The following is a 10,311-nucleotide window of genomic DNA, read 5'->3' as shown; positions in this document are numbered from 1 at the left end:
TTGCGGACGCGGCCCGCAGCGCGCACGCTGGCGCGCCGAGATGCCGCACACGAGACACGCCAAGGGGATCACCTCGATGAGCATGACAAACACCAGCGACGGTAGTTTCGATCAGGACGTTCTCAAGGCCAGCAAGCCGGTGCTGGTCGACTTCTGGGCCGAATGGTGTGGCCCCTGCAAGACCATCGCCCCGGCGCTGGAAGAAGTTGCCAGCGAACTCGACGAACAGATGGACGTCGCCAAGCTGAACATCGACGACAACCCGGGCACGCCGCAGAAGTATGGCGTGCGCGGCATCCCGACCCTGATGCTGTTCAAGGATGGTCAGGTCGCGGCGACCAAGGTCGGCGCGGTCTCCAAGAACGAGCTGAAGAGCTGGGTCGAACAGTCGATCTAACCCCGCCGAAACCCAAGCCGGACGGCGCATCGCCCCGTGGGCCCTGGCCCACGGGGCGTTTTCGTATGCGTATTAGAGGGTCAGGCGCATTCGCCAGCGGGTGAAGCGCACGCCGGCGTAGTCGGGCCGCTCTTCGGCCTCCACGATGAAGCCGTGACGGGCGGCCAGGCGGGCGGAGAAGTAGCTGGCGTCGATCGTGAGCGCTACCGCGCCCTGGCGCCGGGCATGGTCGGTCAGTTGGACCAGCAGCTGGGCGCCGTGGCCCTGGCGGGTGAACGCGCCGTGGACGTACAGCAGGCCGATGTGGCCGCCGTGACTCACCTGCCCCAGCGCCGCCGGCCGGCCATTGACCGTGCGCAGAAGCGCGAGGCCGCTTGCCATCACCTGCCCCAAAACCGTCGGCTTGTCCGCCGCCCGGGCCCAGGCGGCGACCTGCTCGGCGCCGTAGTACGCCGGCCCGACCGTCCCCACGGCGGAGCGGTAGATGTCCGCAACTTCCCCCATGACATCGTCGATCCGCGCCATCGGATCCTGGATGTCACGGCCATCTAGAAAGCGGCGGTCGCGGATCATGGGCAGGGCGAAGCTCCGCTTCCAAGTGTGGAGGCGCTTGCATGAAGGCGGCGGGCGCCGACGCCCAAGCCCCACACGAAAAAAGGCGCCGGAAATTTTCCGGCGCCCTTGCTCAATCATCCATCGCCAGCCGGGCGCTAGACCCGCCGCTCGACCATCTTCTTCTTGATCTCCGCGATCGCCTTCGCCGGGTTCAGGCCCTTCGGGCAGGTGCGGGTACAGTTCAGGATGGTGTGACAGCGGTACAAGCGGAACGGGTCCTCAAGCTGGTCGAGCCGTTCGCCGGTGAACTCGTCGCGGCTGTCGTTGATGAAGCGGTAGGCCTGGAGCAGCACAGCCGGACCCAGGTAGCGGTCGCCGTTCCACCAGTAGCTGGGGCAACTGGTGGTGCAGCAGAAGCACAGGATGCACTCCCACAGCCCGTCCAGCTGCGCACGTTCTTCCGGGCTCTGCAGCCGCTCGCGTTCGGGCGCGGGGGTGCGGGTTTTCAGCCACGGTTCGATCGAGGCGTACTGCGCGTAGGCTTGGTTGAGGTCCGGCACCAGGTCCTTGACCACCTCCATGTGCGGCAGCGGGTAGACCTTCACGTCGCCGTCGGTTTCCTCGATGAAGGTCGTGCAGGCCAGCGTGTTGCGCCCGTTGACGTTGAAGGCGCAGGAGCCGCAGACGCCCTCGCGGCAGGAACGGCGGAAGGTCAGGGTGCTGTCGATCTCGTTCTTGATCTTGATCAGGCCATCCAGAACCATCGGCCCACAGTCGTCGAGGTCGATGGTGAACTGGTCGACCCGCGGGTTCTCGCCCGCGTCCGGATCCCAACGGTAGACGTGGAAGGTCTTGGGCCGCTTGGCGCCCTGCGGCGCCGGATGGACCTTGCCCTGACGGATCTTCGAGTTGCGCGGCAGCGCGAATTCAACCATGGACGCCTCTTGATGCCTCGAAACTCCGCCCCCGCCCGCGGGCGGGGGCGCAGGCTCGCCGCTGTTAGTACACCCGCGCCTTGGGCGGGAAGGACTGCACTTCGTTGGTCAGCGGGTTCATGTGGACCGGGCGCCAGTCGATCGTGACCTTGCCGTCCTGGTCCAGCCAGCTGACCGTATGCTTCATGAACTTCTCGTCGTCGCGGTCCGGGTAGTCCTCGCGGGCGTGGGCGCCGCGGCTTTCCTCCCGGTTGGCCGCGGACCAGACGGTGGTCATCGCCTGGCCGAGCAGATTATCCAGCTCCAGCGTCTCGACGAGGTCGGAGTTCCAGATCATCGAGCGGTCGTTGACCTGCAGGTCGTCGCGCTTCGAGTAGGCCTCCGACATCTTCTGCTTGCCTTCCTCCAGGATCTCGCCGGTACGGAAGACCGCGCAGTTGGTCTGCATGATCTTCTGCATGTCGAGCCGGAGTTCGGCCGTCGGCGTCGAGCCGTTGGCGTTGCGCAGCCGGTCGAAGCGCTGCAGCGCCGGTTCCGCGCTATCCGCGGGCAGCGGCTTGTGCGTCTCGCCCGGGGTGATGATTTCCGCCGTGCGCTTGGCCGCCGCGCGACCGAACACGACGAGGTCGAGCAGCGAGTTGGAGCCCAGGCGGTTGGCGCCGTGGACGGAGACGCAGGCCGCCTCGCCGACCGCCATCAGGCCGGGCACAACCGAGTCCGGCTTGCCGTCCTGCAGGGTCACCACCTCACCGGTATAGAGGGTCGGGATGCCGCCCATGTTGTAGTGGCAGGTCGGCAGCACCGGGATCGGCGCCTTGGTCACGTCGACGTTGGCGAAGATCCGCGCCGTCTCAGAAATGCCCGGCAGGCGCTGGTGGATGACGTCGGGGTCCAGGTGCTCCAGGTGCAGGTTGATGTGGTCCTTGTTCGGCCCCACACCCCGGCCCTCGCGGATCTCGATGGTCATCGAGCGGGAGACCACGTCGCGGCTTGCGAGGTCCTTGGCGCTGGGCGCGTAGCGCTCCATGAAACGCTCCCCCTCGCTGTTGGTGAGGTAGCCGCCCTCGCCGCGCACGCCCTCGGTGATCAGGCAGCCCGCGCCGTAGACGCCGGTCGGGTGGAACTGCACGAATTCCATGTCCTGCAGCGGCAAGCCGGCACGCAGCACCATGCCATTGCCGTCGCCGGTGCAGGTGTGCGCGCTTGTGCAGGAGAAGTACGCCCGGCCGTAGCCGCCGGTCGCCAGGATCACGTTGTGGGCGCGGAAGCGGTGGATCGTCCCGTCTTCAAGCGACCAGGCGACCACGCCGCGGCACTGCCCCTCGTCCATGATCAGGTCGAGCGCGAAGTACTCGATGAAGAACTCGGCGTTCTGGCGCAGCGACTGCTGGTAGAGGGTGTGCAGCATGGCGTGACCGGTCCGGTCGGCCGCCGCGCAGGTGCGCTGGGCGGTACCATCGCCGAAGTTGGTGGTCATGCCGCCGAACGGACGCTGGTAGATCTTGCCCTCCTCGGTGCGGGAGAAGGGAACGCCGTAGTGTTCCAGCTCGACGATCGCCGGCACGGCCTCCTTGGTCATGTACTCGATCGCGTCCTGGTCGCCGAGCCAGTCGGAGCCCTTGACGGTGTCGTACATGTGCCAGCGCCAGTCGTCGTCGCCCATGTTGCCGAGCGCGGCGGAAATACCGCCCTGGGCGGCGACCGTATGACTGCGGGTCGGGAAGACCTTGGAGATACAGGCCGTCTTCAGGCCCGCCTCGACACAGCCGAGCGTCGCGCGCAGGCCGGAGCCACCGGCGCCGACGACAACGACGTCGTAGGTGTGATCCTGGATCGGGTAGGTCTCGCCAGCCAGGTTCGGCGCCCCGCCACCGTTGGTGCGGCCGTTGGCGCCGTTCGCCTTGCCGTTGCCCTTACCGTTCGTGGTGCCGTTGGTCTTGCTCATGGCTTGCCTTAGCCCTGGAAGAGAATGGTTAGCACGGCGAGCACGCCGGTCAGGCCGAGGACGATGTGCAGCCCCTTGAGCCCGATCAACAGCGCGAACTTCGCCACCTCGTGATCGACGTAATCCTCGACCACCGCCTGCACACCGAACAGCCCGTGATAAAAGGTCGCGATCACCAGCAGAATCATCAGCCCGGCGGCAAGCGGGTTGCCGAGCCACGCAGTCACCGTGGCATGGTCGGCACCGGCCAGCGAAATCACGCTGGCGGCGAACCAGATCACAAGCGGGATCAGTGCCAGCGACAGTAGCTTCTGCAGCCACCAGTGGCCGGTGCCGTCCTTCGCCGCGCCCAGCCCCCGCGCGCGGGCCATTGGGGTGCGCATCGTCCGCATCGCGCCTATCTCCTTACCCTTCACGTTCCAAGGCCAGCATCCTTACGTCCGGCGCGCTACAGCGCCGCCAAGCCGAGAATCCAGGCCAGCACGGTGAGCGTGGCGGTCGCCGCAACCATGACCCAGCCGCTCTTGTAGATGGTCTCCAGTTCGAAGCCGTAGCCAGCATCCCAGACCAGGTGCCGGATACCGGCACAGAGGTGATAGAACAGCGCGACCGACCAGCCGAACAGCAGCAGATAGCCGATCCAACTGCCGATCCAGCCCTGGACGTAGGCGAAGTACTCGGCCCCGCTGGCCGCCGCGACCACCCACCAGATCAGGACGAGGCTGCCGACCGACAGCGCAACGCCGGTGATGCGGTGCAAAATCGACAGAACGGACGTCAGCTGCGGGCGATAAACCTGAAGGTGCGGAGAAAGCGGGCGCTGGGTATCACTCACGGAAATCACCCTTGCGTTGACAACAGGCCGGATGCGGCGGCGGATGTGCCGGCTGAACGACCGCGACCGATCTCGAACCCGTCATCGCGGTCTATGCTGCGACACAACGTAACGCATCAGGCATTGGTGAAATAGACCCCCGGGCGAGGGCCGTCAATCGCTCTCAATTTTGGACTCAAAAACATTAACAAAACACCATCATTCGCACGATTCCAGGTCATTCCACTTGAGCCAGCTGCGCACGAAGGTGTTGGGAGGGGCTATAAGCTAGCGTGCCCAGAACGCCTGACGCGGATATTGGGCCGTCACCGCGCGCGCGTCGACTTCACCGTGCGCAGCGGCGGACGGCCGTCGGCGATTGGCTCGCCCCAGCGGCGTACCGAACCGACGTCGATCTCGAACAGATCCAGCACCCGGCCGACCGACTGATCGACCATTTCCTCCAGGCTCTGCGGCTGGGCATAGAAGGCCGGCACCGGCGGGGCCAGGATGGCGCCCATCTCGCTGACCGCCAGCATATTGCGCAGATGACCGTGGTGCAGCGGCGTTTCGCGCAGCATCAGCACCAAACGGCGGCGCTCCTTCAGTACGACATCGGCCGCGCGGGTCAGCAGCGACCCCGCCTGCCCGCCGGCGATTTCCGCCAGCGAGCGCGCGGAGCAGGGCGCCACCACCATGCCGAGCGTCCGGAACGAACCGGAGGAGATCGCCGCCGCCATGTCGCCGTGCGCGTGCACAACGTCGGCCAGCGCGTGCACATCGGCGACTTTCAGGTCGGTTTCGTGGGCGAGCGTGACCTCCGCCGGGCGCGACATCACCAGATGCGTCTCGATCTCGGTCGCCTGCAGTTGCTGGAGCAGGCGGACACCATAGATCACCCCGCTGGCGCCACTGATGGCGACGATCAGACGGCGCGGCACGGCTCCCGACGACGGGCTGGAGGCGGCATCAGACGGGGCGGTCATGACGGAACTCGACTCGGCTGTGGCAAGTTGGTCACACGCGGACGCGTTTGCTTGGCAAAGCTCTGACGAGGGCGTTACGCTCACCAGATCAGATGGTGGTCAAGGAGGTCCGGATGACGGTCGACGCACGTCTTGAATCCCTGCGGTCCCGCCACGCCAAGCTGGAAGAGGAACTGCACCAGGAACTCAACCGCCCGCATGGCGACGATAACCACGTCGCGGAACTTAAACGCGAAAAACTGCGGCTCAAGGACGAAATCGAACGACTGGGATATCAGGTCGACGCCTAATCCAGGCGGTCGACCTTTTTTCTCTCCGGTCTGTCGTCGCCCGGCCGTCGGTGATCACTCCGGCGGCCTGGGCACTTTCATACACATGTCTACCGATTGCATCCTGCTGGCTCGCCGCCGTTAGGGCCGGCGAGCCATTGAAAACAGGGGAACGGGCGCATGCTGACCGTGGACGGATGCCGCAGCATGGCCGCCTACAACGAGGTGGCCAATAGACGCCTCTACGCAGCCTGCGCCGAGCTGTCGGAAGATGACCGCACCCGTGACCGCGGCACGTTCTTCGGCAGCATCCATGGCACCCTGAACCATCTGCTCGTCGGCGACCGAATTTGGATGGCGCGCTTTCAGGGCATGACGGTGCCATCAACCGGGCTCGACGCGATTCTGTACGCCGACTTCGCCGCCTTGCGCTCGGCCCGGACCGAGATGGATGCCAAGATCCGCGCCTTCATGGCAGGGCTGGACGACAGCTTCCTCACCGGCACCATCGCCTACCGGAACAATACGGGCCGAGACATCCGGGACCCTGTCCCTGTATTGCTGGCGCACTTCTTCAATCACCAGACGCATCATCGCGGTCAGGTCCACGCAATGCTGACCCAGGCGGGCCACGCCGGCCCCGTATTGGACCTGCACCGCGTTCTGGAAGAAGCCGGGCGAGACTCCTAGCCGTGCCCGCGTCCTGCCGTAGCGGGCAAGGGCACTAACGCAAAGCCTGTGATCGCAGGCCGCCACGTCCCATAACGATCGTGCAAGGAGCTTTACGATGTGCGCACCCGGATGCCTGGAAACCGTCCATCACCGGCTGAGCCGGCGCAACTTCTTCAAGGGCGCCGGTGCGACCGCCGCGGCCGGCGCGCTGGCCGCCGCCTACCCGCCCAGGCCGGCCGCGGCCCAGCCGCGTAGCTTCGAGCGGGTGGTCGACATGACCCACACGATGAGCCCGGAGTTCCCGACCTTCTTCAACAAGCCGGGCATCGAGCTGGAGCGGATGGCCCGGATCGAGAACGACGGCTACAACATGTACCGCTGGTCGCTGATCGAACACGCCGGGACGCATCTCGATGCTCCGATCCACTTCTCGCGCGAAGACCAGCATACGGCCGAACAGATTCCGGCTGAACAGCTGGTCGCCCCCCTGGTGGTCGTCGACATCAAGGCGCGGGCGGCCGAGAGCCCGGACGCCCGCCTGACCCCCGACGATCTCAAGGCCTGGGAAGCCCAATACGGGCCGATCCCGGACGGCGCGGCCGTGGCGATGAACAGCGGCTGGGACCAGCACGCCTATACCGAGAAGTTCGTCGGGCGCGACGACGATGGCGGCATGCACTTCCCCGGCATCCACGCCGAAGCGACGCAATACCTGCTGGAAGAAACCGGCGCACAGGGCCTGATGGTCGATACGCTGTCACTGGACTACGGGCAGTCGACCAGCTTCGACACCCACTACGCCTGGCTCCCGACCAACCGCTGGGGCCTGGAGAACCTCAAGAACCTGGATCAGGTGCCCGCGAGCGGCGCCACGGTCGTGATCGGCGCGCCCAAGGTGCAGGACGCCACCGGCGGCCTGACCCGCGTGTTGGCCCTGGTCTAAAGGCGACAGTCCGGGCGACGCCCGCAGGGGCAAACCAGCAACGAAAAAGGCCCGTGCCGCTCACTTGCCGACACGGGCCTTTTTAGCTGTCGTCCACGCGCCGTGCGGCTCACCGCACGTAGACGTGCACCTCGTTGACGTTGGCGCGCGCACTGGTGGTTGCGGACAAGGACACGCGGCTGGGCGGCAAGCCCATTTCGTTCAGCGCCCGCAGAACCCGCTCCGCCTGGCGGCGTGCCCGGGACAACCCGAGCGCGGACTGCTGGCCGCCCTGCGGCGCCACCGCGACCACGTCGAATCCGGCTTCCGGCCGGCGGTCGAGTACCCGGCGCACGGCGGAATAGAGCGGCTGCTCGTAATCGACATTGTCCTGGTCGAATCGAATCACGACCAGCGGCTGGTCGCGGCCGACCCGGTCCGAACTGCCGGTGCTGCTCGCCGGCGTCGGCGTGCCGTAAGCCTGATTGCTCAGGCTTTCGCCGTAGAACTCGCCGTTCTTGATCGCCAACGACAGGGTCGAAAGGTCCGCACGCTCGCGCTGCAGGTAGCGATTCTGCCGGGCGATATCGGAAGACAGCTCGTTCGCCAACCGGTCGATCAAGACCACCGTGCGGTTGGTCGAATCCTCAAGGATCGCCAACTGGTCGTGGTCCTTTTCCACCGCGCCCGACAGACCGTAGGCCGCCTGCACCGATTCCAGCAGGTAGGACGCCAGCCGCGTGGTCGAGGAGACCTCGTTGGACAGCTGGTTCATATCGTCGACCGTCTGCTCGACAGTGCCCAGACGCTGACGCGCCTGGTTCCACATCTCCACCAGCTCCGGATTGCCGGGCGTGGTGCCGAGCTGCAGGCGGGTATTAATCTGCCCGACATTGCCGTGATAGCCGCGAGCCGCCGAACGGGTCCGCTGGCGCAGCTCCTGCAGGCGCTGGTTATGATCGCTGATCTGGGTCTTCAGGTCTTCCAGATCGCCACGCAGCTCCTGCACCTTCTGCCCGACATAGGTGCCGGTGGTTTCGAACTGCGGCAGCTGCTGCGGCTCGAACACGGTGGTACCGAGCGAAGGGATCGCGCCGCTGGCGGCCAGCTGCGTGGCGCGCATCTCCTGTCGGTTGCTGCCGCTGCCACCGCTCGATTGGGCACCGGCTGTCTGACTGCGGGAATCGGACCGGCCCCCCGGGCCCGGTCCCTGGTCGGTCATCGAGCAGCCGCCGAGGACAACGACGGCGGCAATCGCGGCCGCCGTTCGACGGATGGCTAGCATGCGCGTCTCGCCATTTGGAACATCCATGATACTTCGGTCGTGCCGTGTGTCGTCTTCGGGTTATCCGACACCAATGGTTAAGAGAAACCTTAACGCACCTTGGGCCGTTGCGGAGTCGACCGGCACGCCGCCCCCCGTAAATCTCGCTGCGCGATCCTACTTTATGGGGATGCGCCGAACAAGCCGGAGTTTCCCTGAGATTCAAGGTAGTTGCGCGCCTGCGTTGCGATCCCGGGTGGCGCTGGCCGATCAATCATCACAGCGATGCACTTCGCCCCTTGCCAAGCCACGCCGGCTTGAGTAGGGTCCGCGCCGCCGTCGGGGACGCTGCGGCTCACGGCCCTTTGCTAGAGAGCCGCCCGCGCGCCTAAAGTGACGGACACGACGGCCTCACAAGCTGTCGACGCGGCCAACGCGCCGCGATCTGCCCGCTGGTAGCTCAATCGGATAGAGCACCTGACTACGGATCAGGAGGTTGGGGGTTCGAATCCTCCCCAGCGGGCCAGTTTCCCTTCCGCAGAATCCCGCGCTTTTCCGGCTTTGCATGTAGAGCCACGTTACCCAGTCGAATCGATCTGGGGTAACGCCACGGGTAACAGCGAAGCCGAAAGGGTTGCGCCACGCCCCTTACGCGGCAGCACCTCCTTGATCACCTACCACTCGAAGTCCATGAGATCGTAGCGACTGCTCGCCGTGGAAAGCCTCCTTTCCACGGCTTACGGGAATCAAAGCCACACGGCCAACGGCAAGATCATAAATGAGGACACAGCCGAGTCCCCCAGCGATCGTCAGGCCGGGGGTCAGAAACGCGCGTCCAGTCCTCACGTGCCCCACAAAGGACGCGCTTAGTAGTCCAGATCGAAGCTAGGACATCTCGGTGCGAGAGCTTCGCGATATAATTTGTTGGCTTCCTGAAACTCACCAGTCGCCATCGGGTGCGCAGGGTCGCCTACCTCGATTCCTTGCGCGGATTCCGCCACCGCGACCAGCTCATCGACGCGCGTGGAGACGTTTTCCGGCAGGGTCGATTGCAGCCCGGCCAGCTCCGCCCGGGCGTCCGCGAGCGGCACCTTGCCCACCATTGCCAGTTCGAGCTTCGACATCGCCATGATCACCGCGAGGCACTGGTCCTCGCTCATCGTGTCTTGTGCTGCCAAGGCAGGGGCCCCAGCGGCAAGAGTGACCGAAATGGCTGACGCAAGAAGGGTCCGGCGCATCGCTCATCTCCTCTTCAATATAACAATGCTGCCCTCATAAGGGGGCGTGAGCCGGACTTCGAGGGAGAAATCAAACTTTCCCGAAAATAAACACCGACTTGCCAGCTCATCTCTTCCATTCGTCGTCTCGTGCGGTAGCTCAATACGCCACCCGGGCGGGACCGCGTCCTCGTCGTCCCGTTGGTCCTCCACGAGTCTTTCCGTCCCGGTCTCCCTGCGACCCAGGTGCGCCGGCGTCCGTCTCGTTCCGAGCCGTCCGCCGTCGCGCCGCATGGCCGCGCGGGCCGGAATGTCTCGGCCCATTCGGGTGACGG

The 10,311-nt window shown here is 65.6% G+C and carries 12 protein-coding genes and 1 tRNA gene; 5 read left to right on the top strand and 8 right to left on the bottom strand.

Annotation, left to right across the window (positions count from 1 at the left end; all coding sequences use genetic code 11):
• The first annotated feature begins 76 nt into the window (after nucleotides 1-76).
• On the top strand, nucleotides 77-397 hold the full coding sequence (gene trxA / locus RHOSA_RS0103330; protein ID WP_027287573.1) for a thioredoxin TrxA: 321 nt from the start codon (nucleotides 77-79) through the stop codon (nucleotides 395-397).
• 72 nt (nucleotides 398-469) lie between these two features.
• On the opposite strand, the gene RHOSA_RS20120 is transcribed toward trxA, so the two are convergent.
• The 6 genes from RHOSA_RS20120 to RHOSA_RS0103300 all read right to left on the bottom strand — a co-directional run bounded on the left by RHOSA_RS20120 (nucleotide 470) and on the right by RHOSA_RS0103300 (nucleotide 5,632).
• The gene (locus tag RHOSA_RS20120; protein ID WP_051431749.1) at nucleotides 470-970 is read right to left on the bottom strand and encodes a GNAT family N-acetyltransferase; all 501 of its coding nucleotides are present in this window, start codon (nucleotides 968-970) and stop codon (nucleotides 470-472) included.
• 137 nt (nucleotides 971-1,107) lie between these two features.
• Nucleotides 1,108-1,887, bottom strand: coding sequence for a succinate dehydrogenase iron-sulfur subunit (locus RHOSA_RS0103320; RefSeq protein WP_027287572.1), 780 nt, complete (start codon nucleotides 1,885-1,887; stop codon nucleotides 1,108-1,110).
• A 64-nt stretch (nucleotides 1,888-1,951) separates the two neighbouring features.
• Nucleotides 1,952-3,832, bottom strand: coding sequence for a succinate dehydrogenase flavoprotein subunit (gene sdhA, locus RHOSA_RS0103315; RefSeq protein WP_081728418.1), 1,881 nt, complete (start codon nucleotides 3,830-3,832; stop codon nucleotides 1,952-1,954).
• Between the two features lie 8 nt (nucleotides 3,833-3,840).
• Entirely contained in the window at nucleotides 3,841-4,224 is a 384-nt protein-coding gene (gene sdhD / locus RHOSA_RS0103310) for a succinate dehydrogenase, hydrophobic membrane anchor protein (RefSeq protein WP_027287570.1), read from the bottom strand.
• A 56-nt stretch (nucleotides 4,225-4,280) separates the two neighbouring features.
• Complete coding sequence (gene sdhC, locus RHOSA_RS0103305) at nucleotides 4,281-4,667, bottom strand: succinate dehydrogenase, cytochrome b556 subunit (protein ID WP_027287569.1); 387 nt, start codon at nucleotides 4,665-4,667, stop codon at nucleotides 4,281-4,283.
• Nucleotides 4,668-4,972: 305 nt separating this feature from the next.
• Entirely contained in the window at nucleotides 4,973-5,632 is a 660-nt protein-coding gene (locus tag RHOSA_RS0103300) for a UbiX family flavin prenyltransferase (protein WP_027287568.1), read from the bottom strand.
• 113 nt (nucleotides 5,633-5,745) lie between these two features.
• Here RHOSA_RS0103300 and RHOSA_RS20115 point away from each other — a divergent pair, with 113 nt between their 5' ends.
• From RHOSA_RS20115 to RHOSA_RS0103285, 3 genes are all read left to right on the top strand, one after another.
• Nucleotides 5,746-5,922, top strand: coding sequence for a YdcH family protein (locus tag RHOSA_RS20115; protein ID WP_081728898.1), 177 nt, complete (start codon nucleotides 5,746-5,748; stop codon nucleotides 5,920-5,922).
• 159 nt (nucleotides 5,923-6,081) lie between these two features.
• Nucleotides 6,082-6,591 (top strand): DinB family protein, encoded by a 510-nt coding sequence (locus RHOSA_RS0103290; RefSeq protein ID WP_027287567.1) that lies wholly within the window; start codon nucleotides 6,082-6,084, stop codon nucleotides 6,589-6,591.
• 97 nt (nucleotides 6,592-6,688) lie between these two features.
• Nucleotides 6,689-7,516: a cyclase family protein gene (locus tag RHOSA_RS0103285; RefSeq protein WP_027287566.1), complete on the top strand. Its 828-nt coding sequence runs from the start codon at nucleotides 6,689-6,691 to the stop codon at nucleotides 7,514-7,516.
• Between the two features lie 109 nt (nucleotides 7,517-7,625).
• On the opposite strand, the gene RHOSA_RS0103280 is transcribed toward RHOSA_RS0103285, so the two are convergent.
• Nucleotides 7,626-8,807, bottom strand: a complete 1,182-nt coding sequence (locus RHOSA_RS0103280) for a hypothetical protein (protein ID WP_081728417.1) — start codon at nucleotides 8,805-8,807, stop codon at nucleotides 7,626-7,628.
• A gap of 401 nt (nucleotides 8,808-9,208) precedes the next feature.
• On the opposite strand from RHOSA_RS0103280, the gene RHOSA_RS0103275 reads away from it, so the two are divergent.
• A tRNA-Arg gene (locus tag RHOSA_RS0103275) sits at nucleotides 9,209-9,285 on the top strand.
• 340 nt (nucleotides 9,286-9,625) lie between these two features.
• On the opposite strand, the gene RHOSA_RS0103270 is transcribed toward RHOSA_RS0103275, so the two are convergent.
• Entirely contained in the window at nucleotides 9,626-9,919 is a 294-nt protein-coding gene (locus RHOSA_RS0103270; protein ID WP_156092497.1) for a hypothetical protein, read from the bottom strand.
• Nucleotides 9,920-10,311: the final 392 nt, after the last annotated feature.

The sequence above is a fragment of the Rhodovibrio salinarum DSM 9154 genome, from assembly GCF_000515255.1.
Lineage (GTDB): Bacteria > Pseudomonadota > Alphaproteobacteria > Kiloniellales > Rhodovibrionaceae > Rhodovibrio > Rhodovibrio salinarum.
The sequence above is the reverse complement of the archived record's forward strand: the minus strand, read 5'-3'. Positions and strand labels throughout refer to the sequence as shown.